The organism is Edaphobacter acidisoli (assembly GCF_014642855.1).
Lineage (GTDB): Bacteria > Acidobacteriota > Terriglobia > Terriglobales > Acidobacteriaceae > Edaphobacter > Edaphobacter acidisoli.
In genome coordinates, this window is the sequence record NZ_BMJB01000001.1 from 3067465 (window position 1) to 3091189 (window position 23725).

The following is a 23725-nucleotide window of genomic DNA, read 5'->3' on the forward strand; positions in this document are numbered from 1 at the left end:
AAAGCGGTTACAATCTTACCTTCCGTACTGAGGCACAGACAAATTCGGGGCTCATCTTCTTGTTCACCTGTTATCGATGGGCTTGCTTCAACGGCGTGCACTCACGACTGGCTTGCCCTTCTCGTTCACACCGATCCGTGCCATCGGCGTACGGTGATCGTGAGTAAAGAGCACAAGCCACTGTTCTGGAATCGCTCGCGTATAGAACCGCTTGCGCTCAGCAATTGACCGCAACGGGTCGAGATCGTAACCCATTACCCAGGTTGGATCGAGATGCGCCGATGTCGGAATGAGGTCGGAGATGTAGCACGCGTGCTCGCCGCCAGACTCGATGTGTACAGCCATCAACTGCGCCGTATGACCAGGAAACAGCTCAACGCTGATGCCCGGACATATCTCCGCATGCGTACGAATCCGGTCGGCATCGAGCAGCGTCATCTGGCCCGACTCGATCAGAGGGTCATAGTTCGGCGAGAGATAACTCACCTTGTCGCGGTCCAGTTGCAGGTGTCCGTGCTCGACTTCGCCGCGATGCGCGAAGTACCGCGCATTAGGAAAGGTCGGCGTGACGCTGCCATCCGGATGCAGTGTAGTGTTCCAGCCGCAGTGGTCGAAGTGCAGATGCGTGTTGACCACTACATCCACCTCGTCCAGGCGCACGCCAGCGGCAGCCAGCGAGTGCGGCAGAAGCTCCTGATTCGAATGGATATCCCGCATCTTCGCGGACAGCTTATTGCCGATGCCAGTCTCGATCACCACAGTCTGCTTGCCTGTGCGGACTACGACGGTGTTCAGACCCAGCAGAATGCGGTTCTGTTCGTCAGCAGGTGCTCGCTTCTCCCACAGCGTCTTCGGCACAACGCCGAACATAGCTCCGCCGTCGAGCTTGTAGATTCCATCCGTGCAGACAGTCAGCTCGAATTCGCCAACGCGGGTGCGGGCGCGAACCAACAGGCTGTCATCCGATGCGGAGAGTTCCGCAGGAATCTCCCCAGACCCAGCAAAGTCCTCGGCTCTGTTCATCGATTGTCCTCGCACCCATCGTACCGTCGAGGACGGAGCGCCGTCTAAACCCGCTGTGGAACAGACGTTGCAGCTGCAACAATCTCCTGGCTGGCTTCAGCCGCATGCTGAATGGCATCGTCGACAAGACTCCGCGAAGCAGCCGGCTTCTCGACCCCGGTATCCGTTGCTGCCGTACGCTGCCTGTTCTGGAAGCACTGCCGGCAAAGCACCGGACGCCCCTGCGTAGGCTTAAATGGCACCGTGGTCTCGACACCGCACTCAGAGCAGTGCGTACGTGTCTCGGTGCGCGAGATGCCTGCAGCTGCAGGCCCTGCGCCCGTCTTAGCCGACAGGCCTGCGCGTTTCGATTTGCAAGGCTTGCACCGCTTCGGGTCGTTCTTGAACTGTTTGTCGAAGAAGAAGAGTTGTTCCCCAGCAGTGAAGATGAACTCTCCACCGCAATCAACACAAGTCAAAATCCTGTCTACGAATTCCATGGCCGCTACTCCCGTAGTGCGGAAATTGAAGAACTTTCCGTGTCCCCTGCAGGACAAAAAGGAAACTGACCGCCGTGGCGATCGCTATCTTTCGGATCTATTTGAAGGGGGCCCAGGTCACAATTGGTTAGCGGTCAGCTAGGCGTCAACTACAGCCATCTCTGCCGGAGGCCGGTCTGAGGCGGGAGTCCATCAACCGGCGGGTTTAGGAGCAGCCGTCCCGCCAAACTCTGCAATCTGGGGAGACGGCTTGCTGTTGTCAGGAGCGGACAGTTAGTCCTGCTCCTTGCGGACTTTCTTGCGATTGCGCTTACGTGCCAGCGCTTCCTTCACGCGCTTCTTTTCACCCGGTTTCAGGTAGAAAGAGTGGCGCTTTACTTCCTTGATAATGTCTTCGGTCTGCACCTTGCGCTTGAAGCGCCGCAGGGCATTCTCAAGGGGTTCGCCTTCTTGTACTCGAACCTCTGCCAAGAAAAATACACCTCCAAACAGTGCCAAAAGGGCAGACTATAGGATATCGCGGTTTTAGCAAAAACTCATATCGTTAGCCAAGTAATTTCTCGATAAATCCACAACTTTCTGAGATATGGAAAGCAATTTGCTCTATCTGTGCAAAACGTGTCCATATTGCAGTGAGCCATGCAGTTCCATACAAGCGAAGAGCGCAAATGAGACTGTGCATGGATTTCGTTTACGTCGCTCTGATGTGGTTTTCCGTTCAAGCCTGCACAAAGCGGGTAAATCCTTCCTGATTACCAGATGAGTGTGGGAGGCGACAGGCCAGCTTCGTCTGGCAGCGTAGAATCAGCTCCATGATCCGCTCCTATCAGGGAAAGATGCCGGTGATTCCGGCAAGCTGCTATGTTGACCCCTCCGCGCAGGTCATTGGTGATGTGACACTCGGCGAGCAGGCCAGCATCTGGATGAACGCCGTTGTGCGCGGCGACGTGAACTCAATCCGCATTGGCGCCAAGAGCAACGTGCAGGACTGCGCCGTACTGCACGGAATGCGCTATCTCTACCCAGTCATCGTGGGCGAGTTGGTCACGATTGGCCACAACGCTACCGTGCACGGCTGCGTGCTCGAAGACCAGGTGCTGGTGGGCATCGGCGCGACTATCCTGAACAACGCGAAGATCGGCGAAGGCTCCATCATCGCGGCAGGCGCGGTCATTCCCGAGCAGACGGTCATTCCGCCGAACTCGCTGGTGGCTGGCGTACCAGGCAAGATTCGCCGCACGCTCGGCGAAGAGGACCGCAAGCTGATTCTCAAATATGCCAACAATTATCTGGACTACACGGCCATCTATCTGGCGGAGACGCAGCGGTAGAGCGGCACGCGCATATTCAGTACACTTGAACAAATGGCGATTTTGAAAGCTGTACGCGGCACGCGGGACCTGCTCCCCCCTGAGACCGCGCTCTGGAACCACGTCGAAGCCACGGCCCGGTCAGTCTTCGCCCGCTACGGGTTCGGCGAGATCCGCACCCCCATCTTCGAAGTGACCGAACTCTTCGCCCGCGGTGTTGGCGAAGAGACCGATATCGTCTCGAAAGAGATGTACACGTGGGAAGACCGCGGTCGCGCCGAAAGCGAGAAGGGACAAAACCTGACGTTGCGCCCCGAGAACACCGCCGGAGTGGTGCGCGCCTACATTGAGCACCGTCTCGACGAGAGCGGCCTGTTGCAGAAACTCTTCTATATCGGGCCGCAGTTCCGTCGCGAGCGCCCTCAGCGTGGCCGCTACCGCCAGTTCTGGCAGATAGGAGCCGAAGTGCTCGGCCCGGCATGGTCGGGAGCCGACAGCGCACTGCGCGACGCCGAGGTGCTGGAGATGCTCTCGACATTCCTGAACGAGCTCGGCATCAAGGGCTGGAAGCTGGAGATCAACTCAGTAGGCTCATCCACCGACCGCCCGCGCTATGTAGCCGCACTGCGCGAGGCGCTCGCACCCGTGAAGGCACAGATGTGCGACAACTGCCAACGCCGTGCCGAGACCAACCCCCTGCGCGTGCTCGACTGTAAAGAGCCACAAGACCAGGCCACGATTGAAGCCCTGCCGAAAATAGCCGACTTCCTCGACGAAGCCTCGCGTGAACACTTCGCAGCAGTGAAAGCCGCACTCGATGCCTGCGGTGTTGAGTACATCGTGAATCCTCGTCTGGTACGCGGCCTCGACTACTACACCCGTACGACCTTCGAATTTACCGTACCCGACGGCAGCGGCCTTGGCACACAAAACGCGCTCCTCGGCGGCGGTCGCTACGACGGCCTTTCTGAGATGCTTGGCGGCCCAAAGGCTCCCGGCATTGGCTTCGCCATCGGCGAAGACCGCCTCATCCTCACCCTGCAAGCGCAGGCCGCAAGCACGTGCGAGAGCAAGCTCGACGCCTTCATCGCTCCCATCGGCGTAGCGCAGAACCCCTTCGCCCTTGCCTTGGCGCAGGAGTTGCGGCGCGATGGGGTGCGCGTCGAAGTAGGCGACGGCTCCTTCCGGCTCAAGAAATCCTTCGAGGCCGCAGACAAACTGGCACGCCGCATGGTGATTGTCGGCGAAGACGAGGCCGCGTCCGGTATCCTAACAGTGAAAGACTTCAGTGCGGGCGAACAGACCAAGGTCGCGCGAGGCGATCTGGCAGAGGCTCTTCGCCGCTAAAGAGACTGAAGTTCCAGCACAAAGATTGGAAAGTGAACGGCATACATGCTTGATTTTTTGAGTGGATTACAGCGCACCGTGATGTGCGGCGAGCTTCGCGCGGAGAACGACGGCCAGGAGGCCGTCCTGATGGGCTGGGTTAACCGCCGCCGCGACCACGGCAACCTGATCTTTCTCGATGTCCGCGACCGCTCCGGCATCACGCAGGTGGTCTTCGACAAAGAGGTATCAGCCGAAGCTCACGCCAAAGCCGAAGCAGCTCGTTCCGAGTACGTCGTCGCCGTCAAAGGCAAGGTTCGCCTTCGCGGTGCAGGGCTTGAGAACCCGAACATGGACACTGGCGCAATCGAAGTCGTCGCGCACGAACTATTGCTCCTGAACGACGCAAAAACGCCTCCCTTTTCGCCCGCCGAAGACGCCATCTCGAACGAAGAGGTGCGCCTGAAGTATCGCTACCTCGATCTGCGCCGCACCGAGATGCAGCGCAACTTCGCGCTGCGCAGCAAAGTGGCGATGGCGATCCGAAACTACCTGGTCGAGCATGGCTTCCTCGAAATCGAAACGCCATTTATGACGCGCTCCACGCCCGAAGGCGCACGCGATTATCTCGTACCCAGCCGCGTCCACACCGGCAGCTTCTACGCGCTCCCGCAGTCGCCGCAGATATTCAAACAGATCCTGATGATCTCGGGCTTCGACAAGTACTTCCAGATCGCCCGCTGCTTCCGCGACGAGGACCTCCGCGCCGACCGCCAGCCTGAGTTCACCCAGATCGACCTCGAGATGTCGTTTCCCACGCAGGAGCTGGTCTTTCGCGTTGTCGAGGGCTTCCTCACAGCAGCGTTCAAGGCCGCAGGCATTGCGCTGACCACGCCATTTATTCAGATGACGTACGACGACGCCATCAAGAGCTACGGCATCGACAAGCCGGACATGCGTCTTCCCGCGATGATCTCGCTGAGCGACGAGCTGACGCCTGCACTGCGCGAATCTCTCAAGATTGAGTCCGCACTGCCAGTACTCGGCTTCATCATCCCCAGTGTCGGTGAACTAAGCGGCACCGCGCGCAAATCGCTGATGAGCGAAATCCGCACCACCTTCGGTGACTGCGGCCTCGACGCGCTCGACGTGCCACGCCTCAAGACCAACACAACGTTCGCGCCGCTGGCCGAGGCAATCGAGAAGAAGCTCGCCGCCGGCGCAGACGATCTCGTCGTCGTCATCACGCCCAAACTCGGCACGCCCGCGAAGTGGAACCACGATCCACAGTGGATCTACAAGCGCGTCGGCGCGCTGCGTCTGCAACTCGCGCAGAAGTTTGCCGATAAGCATGGCCGCTTCAACAAGACCGGCACTGAGGCTGACTTCAAATTTCTTTGGGTCACAGACTTCCCGATGTACGAGTGGAACGAGGAGACGAAGACCTGGGATGCGGCGCATCATCCCTTCACCTCGCCGCACGAGGACGATATCAAGTCCGGTCGCCTGGTCAACGATAAGGGTGCCGTACGCGCGCTCGCTTACGATATCGTGCTGAATGGCACCGAGCTCGGCTCTGGTTCCATCCGTATCCATCGCCAGGACGTGCAGCAGGAGATCTTCCGCTCACTCGGCATGTCGGACGCTGAAGCCAGGGAACGCTTCGGCTTCTTCCTCGACGCGCTCGAGTACGGCACGCCTCCGCACGGCGGCATCGCACTCGGTCTCGACCGCATCGTCATGATCCTCGCTGGCGCAACGAGCCTCCGCGAAGTCATTGCGTTCCCGAAGACGGCGAAAGCGATCGACCTGATGGTCGATGCGCCAACACCCGTCAGCGAGCAACAGATGCGCGAGCTGCACCTGAAGATTGCCGCGCGGAGCTAACCGAAGAGATATACACACTGCGCGGCCACGGATTCTGAGTAATCCGTGGCCGCTGTCTCTTACGAAAGCACCGCGAGATCGAGCTGGCTCACGTGCTCCGGCGCAGCAATCGACTCGATGCGCGTCACCTTGTCGTCCACAATGGTGAAGCGCAGCACCATCAGCAGCCTGCCGCGCGGAGCGACAACCACGCCAACCGTGCCATCGACCAGCATGGGCTGAGCCGCGCGCGCACCTCCAAGCACCGCACGTTTAGCAATAGCTTCCGCGCCTTCGAGCACCGCTGGCAATCCCCTGGCCGCTGCAGGATCGCTCACCAGCACAGCATTAGGATCGAGTAAGGATACGAGCCCGTCAAAGTCTCCTTTGCGTGCGGCGGCAAGAAACGCTTCAACCACTCTGCGCTGGCGCGTGAAGTTCACAGTGGGCTTGATGTGTTGCCCTTGCACGCGGCGTCGCGCACGGCTGGCAAGTTGACGCGCCGCAGCTGTCGTACGTCCAGTGATGCCCGCAATCTCGTCGAAAGAAAGATCAAACATGTCGTGCAGAACGAAAGCCAGCCGCTCAGGTGGCGAGAGCGTATCGAGCACAACGAGCATCGCCAACCCCACCGAGCTGGCAAGCTCTGCTTCCTGTTCGGGATTAATCTCTCGTTTGTGGCTGGCCGGTTCGACCGGCTCAGCATCCAAGGAGTCTTCTCGGCGCGACTTGCGTGACCGCAACACATCCAGGCATACGCGCGAGACCACCGTGGTCAGCCATCCGCCGAGGTTATCGATGCTTGCAGCATCCGAGCGGCCTAGCCGCAGCCAAGCCTCCTGCACCGCATCTTCTGCCTCACTCAGTGAACCTAGCATCCGATAGGCGACGGCCCTCAGGCGGGAGCGGTTCTGTTCAAACTCGCTTGCCAGCACATCGTTGATCTGCATCTGTCACACTCCTTCGCCTTGCTTCGTCATGGTTGTGACGTTCCAATTCTCACCTATGTGACATGGACGCGCTTGTAACTGATGAACCAAGGAGAAGAGACGATGCAATCCAGAATGAAAAACCCAGCCGTGGTAGTCCCCGAAGCCCTCGATGCCCTCATGGCGCTTGGCGCGATTGCAAAGAAGGACACCAGCGTCCCCGGCAAGACCCTGTCCCTGATGCACCTGCGCGCCAGCCAGATTAACGGATGCAGTTTCTGCGTGGACATGCACGCCCGTGAGTTAGCCAAATCTGGCGAGACAACGGAGCGCCTCTTCAGCGTGGCAGCCTGGCGCGACACCCCGTACTTCACCGACGCCGAGCGCGCCGCCCTGGCCCTCACCGAAGCCGCCACGCGGCTCAGCGATCGCTCTGACCCCGTGCCGGACGAGATCTGGAACGAAGCAGCGAAACACTACGACGAAAAAGCGCTCGGCGCACTCGTACTGCACATTGCCATGATCAACTTCTGGAACCGCATGAACGTAACCACGCGCCAGACTGCGGGAGTATGGCCGCAAGGCGTAACGAAGCCATCGCAGAACGCACACTGAAACAGCATGCCCCACGCATCGCAGCTTCATCGCGATGCGTGGGGCGCATTGATATCGATTTGGTGTGAGACCTCTCAATAGCTCCGCTGATACATCCGCGAGATGCGGTCGTGCCAGCCGAGGCCGTCTTCATCGAGCACTGCCCACAGATAGCCGAGGCCCAACGGGCAGGCCGAGAGCACGGCGGCGAAGATGCGGCGGCGCATCTGTCCGCGCGTGGGATTGTCGTCAGAGAACGTGCACAAGCCAATGCGCGCATAGCGCATCCCAAGCGTCGCCTCCGAGAACGTGAAGAAGAGCGTCTGGTAGAGCAGCGTGAAGACTGCAAATACCGCAACGAAGCCGATGGCGGCGATCTGTGGGCTCAGGTGCGAGGACAGTCGAGCGTTCTCAGCCATCTTGTTGATGATCAGCGACGACACCGCGACGAAGGCAAGTTCACCTGCAAGCACGATGCAGCTATCCACAATGCCGGCCATCAGACGCAGTCCGAAGGCAGCAGTCTGGGGAACATGGGCAAGAGGAGCAATGGGATAAGTGCTTTCGACTGCCTCGGCAACCCGTACCCGTGCAACATGCTCTGGGGCAGGCTGTGCTGTAAGCACGATGGATGACCACTCCGGCTCAGCGCTCTCAATCACAGGAGCCGTAGAAATCTGACTGGCCTCGACTTCGAAGATGCGAAGCTGCTCAGCGTCATGTGTCGCGGCGGAATCCTCACGCAGCGGTCCTTCGGCCAGCCGCGGACGAGCCTTGCGTGGCGCAACAAGCTGGCGCGGAAACTCAAGCAGGTTCGCGGGGATGTCTTGAGGCGGCTCATCGAGAACAGGATTCTGACGGTAGGCAATCTCTTCGTCGAGTGCGAAAACCTCGTCCTCATCCACTACAGGCCCGGCATAGACCGCATGCGCAGCGGCCAGGGGCATTGGCGCCCGCTCAAACCGCTCGTCGAGCCGCACCGACAAACCACCATGCGGTGCCATCTGCGGCGCAAGTTCTGGAACCCCAGCCTTGACCACTGCCTCAACATCGGCAACCGACTCTTTCACCGCGGATGCCTCAGCTTGAATCTGGTCCAGTTCAAACAGAAGCTGGTTCTGTGCTTCTGCGACGGCCCGTGCGCTCAGCGCTGCAACTTCAGCGGCAGCCTCAGCCTCGCGAATGGCGCGTTCTGCTTCGGCGGCGAGAAACGCGCGATAGCTCTGCGACTGCGCGTAGCGCTCGGCCACAGTCGCGGCAATGCGTGCCGCACGTTGCTTGGCCGGAGTCGGCGGCGCAATCGGCGTAACCGAACCAGTTGTTGCTGCACTGCCTCGTCGAGCCCGATGTGCAGCCACGCGCTCGGCTACTTGCGCGCGCAGTGCAAAAGGAGCTTCCGTTTCGGCAGAGGTCTCGTCTAGAGGATGTGCTTCAAGTTGTGCAGAGGTCATTGTGTTCACAGCCTGGCCCAGTTTCGGGTTGAAATCGTTTAGCCTCTATAGGTGGTGCTTCTGACAAGTTTCGAGCCGAATGAACAGGGTGCGGTGGCAGGTAGTAACAGCCTGCCGCGGCCCGCCCTGGCATGGGGCAAATTCACGGAGCTGCAAACGGCTCAGCGCTTTGCGCGGCAAAGTCTTCGCCAAGCTGTTTACCTACTGATAACTATCACGGTACTGTTCTCAAGTCATCCACATCTCTGCGCCCAGCAGGTAACAAGTATGGCACCATCCGCGGTGCAGTTGCCCGATGCCCCGGACGCCGCCAGCTACCCGGACGCCGTCGTGCTCCCGGCAACGGGCAAAACCGAGCAGGCCGTGCTCGAATCCGACCGCCAGTCGAAGACCGGCAGCATCTACGCACTCGACGGCGACGTGGTGATTACCTACGGCAGCTACCGCGTCGAGGCCGACCACATCGATTACAACAGCGACACCGGAGAGTTGAACGCGACAGGCCGCGTGAAGGTAAGCGGAGGCCCGGACCAGGAGATCATCCATGCTAGCCGCGGCACCATGAACCTTACCACCGAGACTGGCCGTTTCTATGATGTCTCCGGCTCAGTTGGGGTCAAGCCAAGCGCAGGTGGTAAATCCATCTATGTCAGCAATAATCCCTTCCTGTTCACCGGCCAGGTGGTGGTCAAGACCGGACCCCAGGATTATCAGATCTACTACGGCACGCTGACATCGTGCCAGCTCGCCCACCCGGACTGGCTCCTGTCCGCGGCCTTGTTCAAGGTGAACAGCGAGCAGGCCAGTGCGAAGAACAGCGTCTTCCACCTGTTCAATCTACCGTTCCTCTATCTGCCCTACGTTACGCACCCCGTCGATGTCGGTGGTCGTCAGAGCGGATTCATGATTCCCAATCCCGGCAACTCCTCCACCAAGGGCCTCAGCCTTGGCGAAGAGTACTACTGGGCCATCAACCGCAGCATGGACATGCGGGTCGGGCTCGACTACTACTCGTTGCGTGGATGGGCTGAGTCTGGTCAGTTCCGCTATCGCGGGTTGGGTAACGACTTCCTCACCGCACGCTACAGCGGACTCGTGGATCGAGGCATCGTTATCGGCGGTGTCTATGTAAACCAGGGCGGACAAGACATGCTCGCCGCAGGCCGCTACGACTTCGACGCTCACACGCGCGTTGCAGGCAACCTCGAATACCTAAGCTCCTACACCTACCGCGAGGCATTTACTGAAAACTTCAATCAGGCCGTCTCAAGCGACATTCTCTCCATTGTCTATGGCATACACGAGGCTAATGGATATGCCGAGTCGCTGCGTACCGATCGCTATCAGGGCCTGAAGCAAGTCGCCGTACCAGCCACTCCCACAACCCCCGCAATCCCTGAAGAGCAAGTCAAGATCTTCCACGTGCCCTCGCTCGACTTCGACTCGACCGAGCACGAATTAGGCAAGAGCGGTCTGCAATGGAGCATGGACGACTCCTTTGCCGGCCTCTCTCGCGTGCAGCCGAAGTTCGCCTCCGGCGGACTGACGCAGCGCATTGATCTGCATCCACAGATTGCCTACCCGGTTGGGCTCGATGGCTGGCACTTCCGTCCGTCGGTCGGCGTCCGCGACACACTCTACAGCCGCAGCCAGCAGCCCAAGACCGGACCTGGCCCCGGAGCGCCGATCGAGTTGCCGAACGGAATCAACCGTGCCGACGTGGAGCTCGGGATGGACGTGCGCCCACCAGTACTCGAGCGCACCTTTGATTCAGCTTCGATCGAAAAGCTCTTTCATCACGACATCCGCCATACCATCGAGCCTGACTTCACGTACCGCTACGTCGCCGGTGTAAATAACTTTCTCAAGCTGCTGCGATTCGATGACACCGATGTCGTGAGCGACACGAATGAACTCGAATATGGCGTCACGCAGCGGCTATTTTTGCGTCCTGTCAAAAACAAGCCGTGCGCGGCGAAGCCCGAGGACAATGAATCAATCGCTGATCAGGACTGGGACACCGAGCCGTCCACTGGCAGGCAGGATTCCGCTAAGCCAGGCTGCGGAAGCCGCGAGTGGATTACCTGGAAGGTGGCACAGAAGTATTTCATCGACCAACAGTTTGGCGGAGCCGTGGTCGATGGCCGCAGAAATATCTTCGATACAACACTCAACTTCTCCGGTATCGCGTTTCTTACCGAGCCGCGCGCCATCTCGCCGCTTATCTCGCGGCTGCGCGTGCGCACCTCCGATCACATGGACTTCGAGTGGGACTTCGATCTCGACACCGGCGCCAAGAAGTTCACCTCCGACAACGTGCTGGTGGACCTGCATGAGGGCAACATCTTCTCGGGTCTTAGCTACGCCCGGTTGAACGCACCAGGGCGCTTCTACACCGAAGGCGTCAGCTCGGCCGTATCTAACTTCAGCCAGTTGCGCCTGCTGATGGGCTACGGCTCGCCGGTAAAGCCAGGGTTCTCCATCGCAGCCAACGTGGGGCTTGACCTGAACCAACTCACCTCCAACGCCGGTCTAGTGCAATACGGCACCCTTCAGACGTCATACAACTGGAATTGCTGCGGCCTTAGCGTGGAGTATCAAAAATTCGAACTTGGTTCGGTACGCAATGAGAGTGTCGAACGGTTCAATTTCACCCTGGTCAACATCGGCACGGCGGGCAACCTGCGGCGGGCAATGAGCCTGTTCTGAGCCTGATCCGAGGGCTCCTGCGTGCGATAATGAAAGATACTGTGCAGAATGTAGTCAAACCGTTCCGAATCCTGGTCTTTGCCCTAACACTGGCGGCGCTCGGCTGCCATGCACAGACACCGGCACTGTCTCAAAGCAAGCTCGGGGCAGCTTCAAGCGGTGACTTCCTTTCGCCCGATCTGGCCCGCCGCGTCGAGGTGCAGGTGCGTTCCCGCTTTGATGTGCCGCCCGACTACGAGATTCACATCGGCTCGCGCACCAGGAGCGACCTTCCTGGTTATGACGCCATCTCGGTGACATTCTCGGCAGGCGGCAAGACCAGCCGCCCGATTACGTTTCTACTCTCGACTGACAATAAGACCTTGGCCCAGTTCACCAAATTCGACATCAGCAAGAACCCGCGCGATCTGGTCAGCGACGGAGGCCGTCCCAGCCGCGGCGGCCCGGCCAGTGCCCCGGTCATCATCGTCGGTTTCGACGATCTCGAATGCCCATTCTGTGCGCGGATGAACGCGCAGCTCTTTCCCTCGATCCTCCAGCGCTATGGAGACAAAGTTCACTTCGTCTACCGCGACTTCCCGCTCTACGACAAACACCCTTGGGCAATGCGCGCTGCTGTTGATGTGAACTGCGTGGGCGACCACAGCCCCGAGGGTTACTGGAACCTCGTCGATTACATTCATGCACATGCCGCGGAGATGGGGGGGCAATCCGCGAGTCTCGCTCAAGCTAACCAGACGCTCGATACACTGACGAGGGAAGAAGGCAAGCGTCAGCATATTGATGCCGCTACACTCGACGCCTGCATCGCCAAGCAGGACACCACGGCAATCCTGGCGGAGGTCAAAGAAGGCGAGGCCTTGGGAGTGGAAGCTACACCTGCCCTATTCATTAACGGCGAAAAGATTGAGGGTGCCGAGCCTTTAGCCGACGTTTACCGTATGATCGATAGCGCACTCATTGCTGCAGGGCAGACGCCCCCGCCGCCAGCAGAGCCTGCCGCTGCTCCGGCAGGTACACCGCCTGAGACGCAGCAGACCCCGGCCAAAACAGGAAATTAGGCCAAATGATTGCAAAGATCGAAGATCATTGCAGGAGAGATAAGGAAGTGCCGACTTTGTTGAATCAAACTGAACGCAGCCAGAATATGCGCTCGCTCCGTGGAACATCTGTCTCCGCAAGCGTGCTTTTGCTCTCTGCCATGGTCTTGATTACAGGCTGCAATCGTGGTCACAGCGCCGACGTCGTTGCTACAGTCAACGGCCACCCCATCATGCGCGCTGACATGGAAAAGGCCTACCAGGAACAGCTCGGCGAGGCCCAGCAACAACAGCAGCAGACGCCCTCGCCCGACCAGGCCGACTCCCTCCGTCTGAACGTCCTCCAGTCCCTGATCAATGAAGAGATCGTGGAACAGCGTGCCGCCAAAATGAATCTAACGGCAACCAACGATGAGGTGGACGCCAAGCTCAAAGAGATGAAGGCTCCCTACACCGACGACCAGTTCGAGGAGCGCCTCAAGGCCAACCACACCACGCTCGACGATCTCAAGCACAACCTGCGCCGCACGCTCACGATCAACAAGCTCCTCAACAAGGAGATCAACTCCAAGATCACCGTCACCGATGCCGACGTGGCCAGCTACTACAACCAGCACAAGGCCGAGTTCAACTTCATCGAGACGGAGTACCACTTGGCACAGATTCAGGTGACCGGCATCCCCTCTGCCCAGCCCGGCAATCTGCAAAACAGCAAGGCCACCAACGACGCAGAGGCGAAAAAGAAGATTCAGGTGCTCAAGAACCAGCTCGATAGCGGCGCAGACTTCGGCGTGCTCGCAATGAACTATTCCGAGCAACCAGAGACCGCGCCCAATGGCGGCGACATCGGCTTTGTGCCAGAGTCGCGGTTGCGCACCGATCCCGCAGTCTACGCTGCCGTCACGAAGCTCAAAGCGGGCGAGTACACCGACATCATGCCCATCGTTGATCCGCAGTCGAAGAAGACGGTCGGTTACGCAATCTATAAGCTGCTCTCGCGCGAGCCCGCCGGGCAGCGCGATCTAAGCGACCCACGCGTCCAGCAGGCGATCCGGCAGCAGCTACAGGACGGCCGCTCCCAGCTGCTCAAGGGTGCCTACTTCGAGATGTTGCGTGATCAGGCGAAAATTGAAAACTTCTTCGCTGAACAGATATTCAAAAACGATGCCCACTAATCGGCGCTGATCAAAATCAGCGCAAGGGGCGAGTAGCCTCGAAGAGGAACCAGGCTCTTCGCTGTGTCTGGTCGATCCAGTTTTCGAGCAGACTGGCTGTAGCCACATCGCCCGCGTCGTCACATAATGTGTGTGCGGCTCTCATGCGCACAGCCAGTGCATTCTCATCCTCATGCAGCTCCGCAAGCATGTCCTCCGGCGTGACATATTCGGCATCGTTGTCAGCAATGCGTTGCAGGCGTGAGATCTGTCCGATCGAATGAATCGTCGTTCCGCCAATCTTCCTGACGCGCTCAGCGATGTCGTCCGTCATGGAGAAAATCTGGTCCGAGTGCTCATCGAGCATCAAATGGTAGTCACGGAAGTGCGGGCCGCTCATGTGCCAGTGGAAGTTCTTGGTTTTGATATAGAGCGCAAAAACATCGGCCAGCAAGGCGTTGAGCGCGCCGGTAATGTCTTTCATGGCCTTCTTGTCGATATAAGACGGTGTTGCCAATGGCGCCTTCTGGCGCTTAGCGGCCTCAGATTGCTTGGGCATGGTTCCTCCAGTTGTCGCAGGGGAATATGCCGACGCGGCACTCCCTTCAACTTCGATGACGTTTCGCCTCGCCAAGTTGCAACCTGAGCTTTTCACCGCAACTGCCTTCCATCGGAGTTATATTGGTCAACATGTCTCACGGTCGCCCATGGTTGGAACGGCTGTTTGCGGAGGCGGATGTCGCCCTGAACGGGCGCCGCCCATGGGACATCCAGGTGCGCGACGAGCGGTTCTACCCTGCGGTGCTGCATGGCGGCGTGCTGGCCTTCGGCGAATCCTACATGGCTGGCTGGTGGGACTCCGACGCACTCGACGAACTGGCCGGTCATCTGGCCGCGCACCACGTCGCTAGCCGTGCACGTCTCAAGCCTGCCAATCTTCTGCTCGGCATCCAAGCTGTCCTCGGCAATCTTGGAGCAAAACGCCGGGCATTCAAGGTTGGCGAGCAGCATTACAACCTCGGCAACGATCTCTTTGAACGTATGCTCGACCAACGCATGACCTACTCCTGCGGCTACTGGCGCGAGGCTACGACGCTCGACCAGGCGCAGGAGGCCAAGCTCGATCTTGTCTGTCGCAAGCTAGGCCTGTGCGCGGGCCAGCGCGTACTCGACCTCGGCTGTGGCTGGGGAAGCTTTGCGAAGTTCGCCGCCGAACGTTATGGCGCAAACGTTGTGGGCGTCACCGTCTCGCGCGAGCAGGTCGAATGGGCTCGCGAACACTGCCAAGGCCTTCCGGTCGAGGTCCGGTTGCAGGATTACCGTGATGTCGAAGGCTCTTTCGACCACGTCGTTTCCATCGGCATGTTCGAGCACGTTGGCTACAAAAACTATGAATCGTTCATGAAGGTGGCCGAGCGTTGCCTTACAGGCGATGGGCTCTTTCTGCTCCACACGCTTGGCCGCAACACCTCTGCCAGCCACACCAATCCATGGATACACAAATACATCTTTCCCAATGGCATGTTGCCGTCAGTCGCGCAAATTGGCCGCGCGGCCGAAGGACGCTTCGTCATGGAGGATTGGCATAATTTCGGCGCCTACTACTACAACACCCTCGTTGCATGGTTCCGCAACTTCGACCTTCACTGGCCCGAAATCTCCGCGAAATATGGTCCCACCTTCTACCGCATGTGGAAGTACTACCTGCTGTCCTGCGCCGGTGCGCTCAAAGCCCGCGAAGCGCAACTCTGGCAGGTTGCTTTCTCCAGGCACGGTGTTCCCGGCGGATACGAAACCGTCCGCTAGCGCTCACAAAACCTGCTTTGCGGCTCCATCCAGCCGCTGCCAAATTTCGTCCAGCCAGGCAAGATGCTCCGGCTTCATCAGCACCGACCGCAGACACGTCACATAAGACCTCGCTTCAGGCCTGACACTCCATGCATCTCGCGGAAAGAACGACACCGGCAACTTTGCCAGCGCCAGGTGTAAGTCAAGTTTTGCAGCCCCGTCAAAGACCACCTGCGCCAGCGCCGACGATGCTTCAGTCGTCTCCGACTGTACGGTCCAGAACACAATATCGAGCTGAGGCGCACTCACCGGTGTTATAAAGCGTGAATCGGCAGTAAGCCGATGGTGAAGCATAAGCGCTGCCTTGCGCCCAGCCTCAAGTCCCCGCGCAAACTCTCCATCGCGCACATAGGGAAGCAGTTGCTGCGTAGCCCATAGCGCGACCGCTGCCGCTCCGGCCCGAGAGCATTCCAGCGAAATCTCACCCAGATGCAGTTCCTTCGAAGAAAAGTAGGTATACGGCGAATCATGCTTGTACAGCCGTCCAACGGCAGGATCGCGGAACATTACGCACCCGCATCCATACGGTTGAAGACCGTGCTTGTGCGGATCAATCACAATCGAGTCCACCTGCGCCAGTGCGTCGTAAGCAGCTCGCGCCTCGCGCTCCAGATTCTTTGCCAGCGTGAAATAGCCTCCATACGCTGCATCGACATGCACGCGGAAGCCGTATCTCTGCTGTAGCGTCAGAATCTTGTCCAGCGGGTCCACCGAACCTATTGCCGTTGTTCCCAGTGTTGCAACCACAGTCCCAATCTCTCCACGCGCAACCATTTCCTCTAGCGCATTCATGTCCATGCATCCCGAATGATCGACCGGCACGGCAATGAAGGGCAGTCCCAGCACTCCGCTGATCCTGCTGTGTGTATAGTGCGCCTGCTCAGAAGCAGCAATTGCTTTGGGTGTGTTGTCTGCGCTCCGCATAAGCTGCCCGGCAATCCACAAAGCTTCAAGGTTGGCGAATGTTCCTCCGCTCGTCAAATGCCCCAGATGTTCTCGCCAGCCGAACATCTTAGCCAGCGCCGCCACGGCTTCTACCTCCATGGCCGAGCTAGCGCGACCACCGTCAAGCGCATGGTTGTTAGGGTTTACGGACATCGCCAGCGTATACGCTGCCCGCGCAATAGGATGTGGCGGCTTCAACATCTGCCCGGCATACAAAGGATGCCCATACGGATAGTTGTCGCGGAGCCTCTCCGCCGCCAGCCCCAAAATCCTCTGCGCTTCTGCACCAAACGCGGCCGGGCGGGCTTCCGGCAGCCGGTCGAATCCTTCGTCCAACTGTCCCTGGGCCTCGGCGATCAACTCAAACAGGCCATCTCGTGACATCGCTTCTTCTGGCATACATCCTGGTATTTTTCCGTAGCGGAAAACAACAGCATTACTCTTTAGCCGATGTTCAGGTCCGCTTACAGCTCATGTGTAATAAACCCGAACTTTAGATAGAGCCCAATGATCGTTGCAAGCACCACTGCGATCGTCGTCCAGGGGACCGCTCTGCTTAGCCGTTTCGTCATGGCCTGGAAGATGACGATCAGCACATACAGCGCGATCATCAGGATCAGCCCATCGGCTACAAAGACATGCGTATAACTAGGTGTCGCGGTCAGCACATGCGTGATGTGAAACGGAGGAAACAGCGATCCAGCCGCAAACACAATCATGAAGATCACGAACTGTAGGCAGAGAAAAAAGAAGTTTTTCATGGTCTCACTATTCTGCCGCAAGGTTACTACACACAGTATGCAGTTCGCCTTTACTCCAGCGCCTCCGAGGTAACGGACTTGAGCTGATTGTCCGCCTACTTGCCTTCGCCCTGATGAGGAACATCGCCCCCAATCACATGGATCGTATGGAGCCATGTCTCAGCAAGCGCGGGCCAGTGGGTGATGGGCAAAGCGGTTGGCCGCAATCCATATCCATGCCCGCCCTGAGAAAAGATGTGCAGCTCCGCCGGGACCTTGTTTTCCTTCAACGCTTGAAAATACAGCAACACATTCTCTTCATGAACGGGGTCATCTTCGGCCTGAAGCAGAAACGTCGGCGGAGTGTTCGGTCCCGGATCGATGCCGTCTGCCAACTTGTTCAACGCCGGCTCATCTGTTAGATAGCCAGGGTAGATAATCAGCGCGAAATCCGGACGCGCATTCAGCTCATGCTCCGGTTCGCCGGGACGCCGGAAGTCCGGGTGGCTGCACAACACCACGGCCAGATGCGCGCCCGCTGAAAATCCCAGTACACCCACACGATGCGGATCAATCTTCCATTCGGTAGCGTGGGCGCGTGTGATGCGCATTGCCTGCTGCGCATCTTCCAGATCGGCAGTGTTCTTCGGAAAGTGCGCTGCAAACGGCACACGGTACTTCACTAGCGCACAGTTCACGCCGATCGCGTTCAGCCATGTGCAGACCTCCGTGCCTTCCAGGTCATAGGCCAGGATGCGATAGCCGCCACCTGGAAACACCACCACCGTTGCGCCAGTGTTCTTGTCTTCACCAGCAGGATAGAACGCGAGCGTTGGTCTGCTCACATTGGTCAGGTGCATGAGTGGCTTGCCTGCAACCAGTGCGTCTGTGGGTTTGGTAATGTCCTGCTCGGCGCCGCCGGTGTAGGGCTCAGGCGCGCCATTGGGCCAAAGCGGCAATGTAACCTTCTGCGCTGGGGCTAGGGACGCTAACGAGAGGAGAACGGTGGCAAGCAAAACGTATCTGGGCACGCAGCCATACTAATACGTTTTTGTATTGTCTAAAATACTTTGCGATGCCTACTAGAGGATTCGCATAATTCCGCTAATTCATCCAGCGCCGGTCCTTCGGGCTCTTCCGCTCTTCGTCTGGATCGATGTACCGGCCCTCGTTGTCGAAGTGGACCACACGGTTCTGCTTCCGCATGTAGACCTCGAACTTGCGGGCTGCGCGACGGCGCTTCCATCGGTAATAGCCATTACGCACGCTGAAGTACTGCTCCGACGCCCCAAATGCCATCCCCCGGCTGGGCGCAAACTTTGTGAATAAAAATCCAGACAGTGCACCAGCAAGCTCCAGCAGCGCGCCAAATGTGTCCGATTCCTTCAGGAACAGTGCCAGTGCCACCAGAATGAAGATGGCCACCATGTACTTCGCTTTGATCCGCAACACAAACCACAGGTAGAACTCCTGATCGCCAAACAACATTGCGACTGCGATCATCAGCCCCGATATTCCACCCCATGCGCCCGATCCGACAGCTTCAGGTCGCAACCCCAGTACCCGCGTGTAGGCAATCGCCGATGCGATTACACCGCCGCCGATGGCTGAAGCCGCGTATAGCTCCCACAGCCAGCGCGTCCCTCGTGCTTCCTCCAGCAGATAGCCAATAAACCACAGCGTCAGCATTGCAAATGCGATATTCAGAACGCCATCGTTGATAAACGAGTAAGTGAAGAGCTGCCAGATCTCTCCATGCGTGACAGCCAGAGGCCTCAGCAACGAATGGCGCAGCAGCACCTGGGCCAGACCCGGTGTCAGCCAGTTCATCAGCGCTAGTGCGAAGAACACCGCCAGGTTGGCCACAATGATGCCGCGCGTCGCACCAGAGAACGACGGCAGGCTCAGCGAGATGGGTCCGGAACGTGGCATGTCACCGCTCGTCTTCTATTTCACCACAGTAGATGGCGCCTTGTTTCGCGCCGGAGAGGGCAAGACCGCCGGACTACGATGCCCAGCCTCATCTACCGTCCGCACACCGAAGATAACGTTGTCCTTTGAGATCGGTACCTTGATGGTCGTCACTGCGCCCGCACTTACGCTCATGGTCCAGTTCGAAGCAGTCGTGTCGCGCCAGACTATCTCGTATGTTGCATTTGCGGGCATCCCGGCAGGCGGCTCCCACGTCAATTCCGTATTGTTATCAAGCGCGGCTGTGATGATATGAACATTCCGCGGCTCGCCAGGTGCTGCGGCCAATGTTGCCAGCGTTGCCGCATTCAGCCTCGCCACGTTGGCAACATAGTTGAAGTCCACAAACTGAAGCAGATCGCCATACTGCACACCATCTTCGACGCGGACATTCTGATGCTGGTGGTTGAAATTCTCACGCCATTCCGTAAATCGCACAGCGGCAAAGCCTTCCTGGCTGAAGCTGATATGGTCGCCGCCGCGCAGGAAGCGGTCGCGCCGGAAGATAAGCACTGGATGAAACGCCGGAACCAGCCGCAGATGCTGGCTGCGCAGGCGTCCAGGTGTCGAAGCGGGCCGTTCTGCCGAAGGCGAAAAATAGGTTGCTCCCACATCGGCCACCACGCGCGCAAGCTCACGTGCGGATGAATCGCTCTCAGCTCCTTCCGAGCGGATGAGATTGATCTGCTGCGGCGTCGCGTTGCTCGGGATGCCTTCGGAGAAGACGCGCACCGCTGCCTTGTCCTGAAGCGTATCGCCCGGCGTCGTGTCTCCACCGACGATGTCGTTATTGAGCACAGCTTCAAGCTGCCAACCCTCGGACTTTGCGAGCTTCGCCAGATGCGCGCTGCCGTTAAGCCCTTGCTCTTCGCCCGCGACTGCGGCGAAGACAATGCTGGCCGGGAACTTATGCTTGCTCAGCACACGCGCGCACTCCAGCGAGACGGCCACGCCGCTCGCATCATCGTTTGCTCCGGGCGCCGGGTCATGCGTGTTCAACGTGTCCGAGTTGCGCGAGTCATAGTGGCCCGTGACCAAAACCATGCGCGCAACCTGGGCCGGATCAGTCCCGCGCAGGATCGCATAAATGTTCGTAATCTTTGTCGGCTTGAGGATGCGCGAAGAGGGTCCCGTCTGAGGTGGCTCAACAAAATCATCACGCTTGACCTCAAGGCAGCCGCCGCACTCGCGCGATATCTCTTTGAATTGCGACTCGATCCAGTCCGCAGCCGCGCTGACCCCGGTGTTGGGAGGTAGGTCCGTGTCCATGCTGGAGAGCGTGCTACGGTTCTTGAAACTGACCAGCTTCTCGATAGTCGCCTGCACCTGTGCGGCAGAGACATCGCGGAGCGCAGCAGCGATGGCCGGGTCCGCCGGCGCAGTCTGAACAGATGTACCCTGGCCGTAAAGAGGCGCCGCGAGCAACAGCGAGCCCGCAACAAAAACGCTGCTCACTCGGTGGAAGAAACTGCGTCCAATGGTCACGAATTCCTCCTTGTGTGGAAACCCGTTCGCTGTGGCAAACGTAATCTTGACGAACCGGCTGGATGGCCGCTAAATAAAACTAGTGGATTGGTCCGCAAACTCCGTTCCCATCATCCTACAGACCGGTGACGGACCCCAACCCGGAGGCATTGAATCATGGCAGTTGTATGTCCTGAATGCGACAACCCCATCGTTGTAGACGAAGATGCGGTTGAGGAAGGCGAGACGCTTCAGTGCGACGAGTGCGGTATCGAGCTGGAGGTTGTCTCCATCGATCCGATCGAACTGGTAGCGGCCGAAGAGGCCGGCTACGACGACGAAGAGACCATGCACATGGCCGAGGAGGACGACGAGTAGCTGCGTTCGTCTAAACGTCAGACGTATACTCGAACCTATGACGCGCACTTACTCTTTGTCCCGTACATTTGCCGATAAAGCTCTTCTCGCCGTCCTTGCCTTGGCAGCGGTCTCGCTGGTCGTGTCTATTCCTGCGCACGCACAGTCTGCACAGCGCGTGGTGCAGGGCAAAGTCATCGACAAGGCTGACGCCCCAGTCAAAGGCGCGGTTGTTTATCTGAAGGATGATCAGTCACTCTCCGTCAAAAGCGCCATCTCCGGTAACGATGGCAGCTACCGCTTCGGCCAGCTTGCCCAGAACACAGACTACGAGCTGTGGGCAACAAGCGACGGCAAAAAGAGCGCCACAAAGACCATCAGCTCCTTCGAAAACAAGAACCAGTTCTATATCGACCTCAAGATCAACAAGTAGGCCCACTACTCGCAAGCCACGCGGTCGCCGTGGCTTGGGGGATGGCTCGTTACCAGAAACCGCACATCGGAGCCACTTCGATTGAAGGCCTGATGCGCCATCCCCGGAGCAATCTCCACACCCTCGCCCGCCCGAAGCGTGTGAAAGCTGCGCTCCACCTCCATCGTTAGTTCTCCCTCCAGCACATAGAAGAACTGCCGCGCCCGGACGTGATAGTGTCGCGCCTCACTCGTGCCCGGAGGCATCCGTTCCTCAATCACGCTCAGCTCAGGCGTACGAACCAGGTGCCAGCCATCGCAACCCTGCCCCCATAGGTAGTGTTCCGCAGTGTCCTTGCTGATTGTCATCGTCACAGCGGAATATTCCCATGCTTGCGCGGCGGATTCTTCTCCCGCTTGGTTCCCAGCATGTCGAGCGCGGTATTCAAATGGCGGCGCGTCTCGCTGGGACGAATCACCGCATCAATGTAACCGCGCTCCGCAGCAACATAGGGATTAGCGAAGCGCTCGCGGAACTCCTCCACCTTCTCCCTGCGCGCCTCTGCCAGCACTTCGAGCTTCTGCTCTTCCGTCAGCGAGACGCCCTGCGGCATCACAGCCTGTGCGCGCCGCACCACCGCATCCAGCTCGCGCTTGTAGACGATGTTCACCGCACCCTCCGGCCCCATCACCGCAATCTCCGCAGTAGGCCAGGCAATATTCCAGTCCGTGCGCAGATGCTTCGAGCTCATCACACAATAAGCTCCGCCATAAGCCTTGCGCGTGATGACAGTCATCTTCGGCACAGTAGCTTCGGCGAACGCATACAAAAGCTTCGCGCCATGACGAATGATGCCGCCATGCTCCTGCTGCACCCCAGGCATGAAGCCGGGCACATCCTCGAACGTAATCAGGGGAATATTGAAGGCATCGCAGAAGCGCACAAACCGCGCACCCTTCACGCTCGCATTAATATCGAGCACCCCGGCCAGCACCGCCGGCTGGTTCGCCACGATCCCCACCGGCCGCCCATTCATCCGCGCGAAGCCTACAACAATGTTGCGCGCATAGTGCTCCTGCACCTCGAAGAGATAGCCATCATCCACAACGCGGCGGATGACATCCACCATGTCATAAGGCTGGTTGCTCTCCTCCGGAATCATCGTGTCGAGCGCCACATCAGCGCGGTCCGCCGGGTCCTGCGTCGGCCTGCGCGGCGGATCGTCCAGATTGTTCGACGGAATAAAGCTCAGCAGCTCGCGTACCGTAGCCAGACACTCCTGGTCGTCGTGCGCCATAAAGTGCGCCACGCCGGAGATCTCATTGTGCGTCACGGCCCCGCCCAGCTCAGCCTTGGTCACGTCCTCATGCGTCACCGTCTTGATGACGTCCGGTCCGGTGACAAACATATAACTCGTCTTCTCGGTCATCACAGTGAAGTCAGTGATAGCAGGCGAGTACACCGCACCGCCCGCGCAAGGCCCCATGATCGCCGAGATCTGCGGAATAACACCGCTCGAAAGCGTATTGCGCAGAAAAATATCGGTGTAACCGGCCAGCGAGACAACCCCCTCCTGAATGCGCGCACCACCCGAGTCGTTCAGCCCGATGACAGGCGCGCCCACCCGCGCAGCCATGTCCATCATCTTGACGATCTTCGCCGCATTGGCCTCCGACAGCGAGCCGCCAAAGACAGTAAAGTCCTGCGCGAAGACGAAGACAACGCGGCCATGAATCCGCCCATGTCCGGTGATGAATCCATCGCCCGGCACGCGCTGCTGGTCCATGCCAAAATCGGTGGCACGGTGCGTGACAAACTTGTCGGTCTCTTCGAAAGTTCCCTCATCGAGCAGAAACTCGATGCGCTCGCGGGCAGAAAGCTTGCCAGCCTTCTTCTCACGCGCCCGCCGCTCCGGCCCGCCGCCTTCTTCAGCAATAGCGTTGCGCGCGGCCAACTCGGCCAGCTTAGTGTGATGTGATGAGTGCTGCTTTGCCTGCACAGGAGCAATATGTTCAGCGGCTGCCATAGGCTGCGATTTTAGCAGTCCGCAATCGTCCGAATCTCATTGAGAGCAGTCTGGGTAATTTGGCAAACAAAAAGCGAATAT

23 protein-coding genes are annotated in these 23725 nt (G+C 58.8%); 10 read left to right on the plus strand and 13 right to left on the minus strand.

What is annotated here, in order from left to right; all coding sequences use genetic code 11:
• Nucleotides 1–87: 87 nt before the first annotated feature.
• From IEX36_RS12490 to rpsU, 3 genes are all read right to left on the minus strand, one after another.
• Nucleotides 88–1023 carry an MBL fold metallo-hydrolase gene (locus tag IEX36_RS12490; RefSeq protein ID WP_188759598.1) on the minus strand — a complete coding sequence of 312 codons (936 nt, stop codon included), beginning with the start codon at nucleotides 1021–1023 and terminating at the stop codon, nucleotides 88–90.
• Nucleotides 1024–1067: 44 nt separating this feature from the next.
• A complete protein-coding gene (locus IEX36_RS12495) occupies nucleotides 1068–1502 on the minus strand; it encodes a zinc-ribbon domain containing protein (protein ID WP_188759599.1) in 435 nt (144 codons plus the stop codon).
• A 273-nt stretch (nucleotides 1503–1775) separates the two neighbouring features.
• Nucleotides 1776–1973, minus strand: a complete 198-nt coding sequence (rpsU, locus tag IEX36_RS12500) for a 30S ribosomal protein S21 (RefSeq protein WP_014267628.1) — start codon at nucleotides 1971–1973, stop codon at nucleotides 1776–1778.
• A 341-nt stretch (nucleotides 1974–2314) separates the two neighbouring features.
• Here rpsU and IEX36_RS12505 point away from each other — a divergent pair, with 341 nt between their 5' ends.
• From IEX36_RS12505 to aspS, 3 genes are read left to right on the plus strand one after another with little or no spacing between them, the layout of a single operon-like run.
• Nucleotides 2315–2833: a gamma carbonic anhydrase family protein gene (locus tag IEX36_RS12505; RefSeq protein ID WP_188759600.1), complete on the plus strand. Its 519-nt coding sequence runs from the start codon at nucleotides 2315–2317 to the stop codon at nucleotides 2831–2833.
• A gap of 33 nt (nucleotides 2834–2866) precedes the next feature.
• Entirely contained in the window at nucleotides 2867–4159 is a 1293-nt protein-coding gene (hisS, locus tag IEX36_RS12510; protein WP_188759601.1) for a histidine--tRNA ligase, read from the plus strand.
• Between the two features lie 45 nt (nucleotides 4160–4204).
• Nucleotides 4205–6025, plus strand: a complete 1821-nt coding sequence (gene aspS / locus IEX36_RS12515; protein WP_188759602.1) for an aspartate--tRNA ligase — start codon at nucleotides 4205–4207, stop codon at nucleotides 6023–6025.
• A gap of 59 nt (nucleotides 6026–6084) precedes the next feature.
• Here the strand turns inward: aspS and IEX36_RS12520 are convergent, their stop codons facing one another.
• Nucleotides 6085–6954: a sigma-70 family RNA polymerase sigma factor gene (locus IEX36_RS12520; protein WP_188759603.1), complete on the minus strand. Its 870-nt coding sequence runs from the start codon at nucleotides 6952–6954 to the stop codon at nucleotides 6085–6087.
• 102 nt (nucleotides 6955–7056) lie between these two features.
• Between IEX36_RS12520 and IEX36_RS12525 the strand changes: the two genes are divergently transcribed.
• A complete protein-coding gene (locus IEX36_RS12525) occupies nucleotides 7057–7548 on the plus strand; it encodes a carboxymuconolactone decarboxylase family protein (protein WP_188759604.1) in 492 nt (163 codons plus the stop codon).
• A 74-nt stretch (nucleotides 7549–7622) separates the two neighbouring features.
• On the opposite strand, the gene IEX36_RS12530 is transcribed toward IEX36_RS12525, so the two are convergent.
• Nucleotides 7623–8978 (minus strand): RDD family protein, encoded by a 1356-nt coding sequence (locus IEX36_RS12530; protein ID WP_188759605.1) that lies wholly within the window; start codon nucleotides 8976–8978, stop codon nucleotides 7623–7625.
• Nucleotides 8979–9245: 267 nt separating this feature from the next.
• On the opposite strand from IEX36_RS12530, the gene IEX36_RS12535 reads away from it, so the two are divergent.
• The 3 genes from IEX36_RS12535 to IEX36_RS12545 all read left to right on the plus strand — a co-directional run bounded on the left by IEX36_RS12535 (nucleotide 9246) and on the right by IEX36_RS12545 (nucleotide 13902).
• Complete coding sequence (locus IEX36_RS12535; protein ID WP_229668937.1) at nucleotides 9246–11687, plus strand: LPS-assembly protein LptD; 2442 nt, start codon at nucleotides 9246–9248, stop codon at nucleotides 11685–11687.
• A 41-nt stretch (nucleotides 11688–11728) separates the two neighbouring features.
• On the plus strand, nucleotides 11729–12748 hold the full coding sequence (locus IEX36_RS12540) for a DsbA family protein (RefSeq protein WP_188759607.1): 1020 nt from the start codon (nucleotides 11729–11731) through the stop codon (nucleotides 12746–12748).
• An 86-nt stretch (nucleotides 12749–12834) separates the two neighbouring features.
• Nucleotides 12835–13902 carry a SurA N-terminal domain-containing protein gene (locus tag IEX36_RS12545; protein ID WP_188759608.1) on the plus strand — a complete coding sequence of 356 codons (1068 nt, stop codon included), beginning with the start codon at nucleotides 12835–12837 and terminating at the stop codon, nucleotides 13900–13902.
• Between the two features lie 16 nt (nucleotides 13903–13918).
• Here IEX36_RS12545 and IEX36_RS12550 read toward each other — a convergent pair whose 3' ends face one another.
• The gene (locus IEX36_RS12550; protein ID WP_188759609.1) at nucleotides 13919–14440 is read right to left on the minus strand and encodes a Dps family protein; all 522 of its coding nucleotides are present in this window, start codon (nucleotides 14438–14440) and stop codon (nucleotides 13919–13921) included.
• A gap of 131 nt (nucleotides 14441–14571) precedes the next feature.
• Between IEX36_RS12550 and cfa the strand changes: the two genes are divergently transcribed.
• Nucleotides 14572–15687, plus strand: coding sequence for a cyclopropane fatty acyl phospholipid synthase (gene cfa / locus IEX36_RS12555; RefSeq protein ID WP_188759610.1), 1116 nt, complete (start codon nucleotides 14572–14574; stop codon nucleotides 15685–15687).
• A gap of 3 nt (nucleotides 15688–15690) precedes the next feature.
• Here cfa and IEX36_RS12560 read toward each other — a convergent pair whose 3' ends face one another.
• The 5 genes from IEX36_RS12560 to IEX36_RS12580 form a co-directional block, all read right to left on the minus strand.
• A complete protein-coding gene (locus IEX36_RS12560) occupies nucleotides 15691–17058 on the minus strand; it encodes a pyridoxal phosphate-dependent decarboxylase family protein (protein ID WP_188759611.1) in 1368 nt (455 codons plus the stop codon).
• Nucleotides 17059–17138: 80 nt separating this feature from the next.
• The gene (locus IEX36_RS12565) at nucleotides 17139–17435 is read right to left on the minus strand and encodes a hypothetical protein (protein WP_188759612.1); all 297 of its coding nucleotides are present in this window, start codon (nucleotides 17433–17435) and stop codon (nucleotides 17139–17141) included.
• Between the two features lie 95 nt (nucleotides 17436–17530).
• Nucleotides 17531–18373, minus strand: a complete 843-nt coding sequence (locus tag IEX36_RS12570) for an alpha/beta hydrolase (protein ID WP_229668938.1) — start codon at nucleotides 18371–18373, stop codon at nucleotides 17531–17533.
• A 145-nt stretch (nucleotides 18374–18518) separates the two neighbouring features.
• Nucleotides 18519–19346 (minus strand): rhomboid family intramembrane serine protease, encoded by an 828-nt coding sequence (locus IEX36_RS12575; RefSeq protein WP_188759614.1) that lies wholly within the window; start codon nucleotides 19344–19346, stop codon nucleotides 18519–18521.
• A gap of 15 nt (nucleotides 19347–19361) precedes the next feature.
• Nucleotides 19362–20870, minus strand: coding sequence for a M28 family metallopeptidase (locus IEX36_RS12580; RefSeq protein ID WP_188759615.1), 1509 nt, complete (start codon nucleotides 20868–20870; stop codon nucleotides 19362–19364).
• Between the two features lie 156 nt (nucleotides 20871–21026).
• On the opposite strand from IEX36_RS12580, the gene IEX36_RS12585 reads away from it, so the two are divergent.
• The gene (locus tag IEX36_RS12585) at nucleotides 21027–21227 is read left to right on the plus strand and encodes a hypothetical protein (RefSeq protein ID WP_188759616.1); all 201 of its coding nucleotides are present in this window, start codon (nucleotides 21027–21029) and stop codon (nucleotides 21225–21227) included.
• A gap of 55 nt (nucleotides 21228–21282) precedes the next feature.
• Nucleotides 21283–21639: a carboxypeptidase-like regulatory domain-containing protein gene (locus IEX36_RS12590; RefSeq protein ID WP_229668939.1), complete on the plus strand. Its 357-nt coding sequence runs from the start codon at nucleotides 21283–21285 to the stop codon at nucleotides 21637–21639.
• Between the two features lie 5 nt (nucleotides 21640–21644).
• Here IEX36_RS12590 and IEX36_RS12595 read toward each other — a convergent pair whose 3' ends face one another.
• Together IEX36_RS12595 and IEX36_RS12600 are read right to left on the minus strand one after the other, a co-directional pair.
• On the minus strand, nucleotides 21645–21986 hold the full coding sequence (locus IEX36_RS12595) for a cupin domain-containing protein (protein WP_188760005.1): 342 nt from the start codon (nucleotides 21984–21986) through the stop codon (nucleotides 21645–21647).
• Nucleotides 21987–21988: 2 nt separating this feature from the next.
• Nucleotides 21989–23644, minus strand: coding sequence for an acyl-CoA carboxylase subunit beta (locus tag IEX36_RS12600; protein ID WP_188759618.1), 1656 nt, complete (start codon nucleotides 23642–23644; stop codon nucleotides 21989–21991).
• Nucleotides 23645–23725 lie beyond the last annotated feature (81 nt).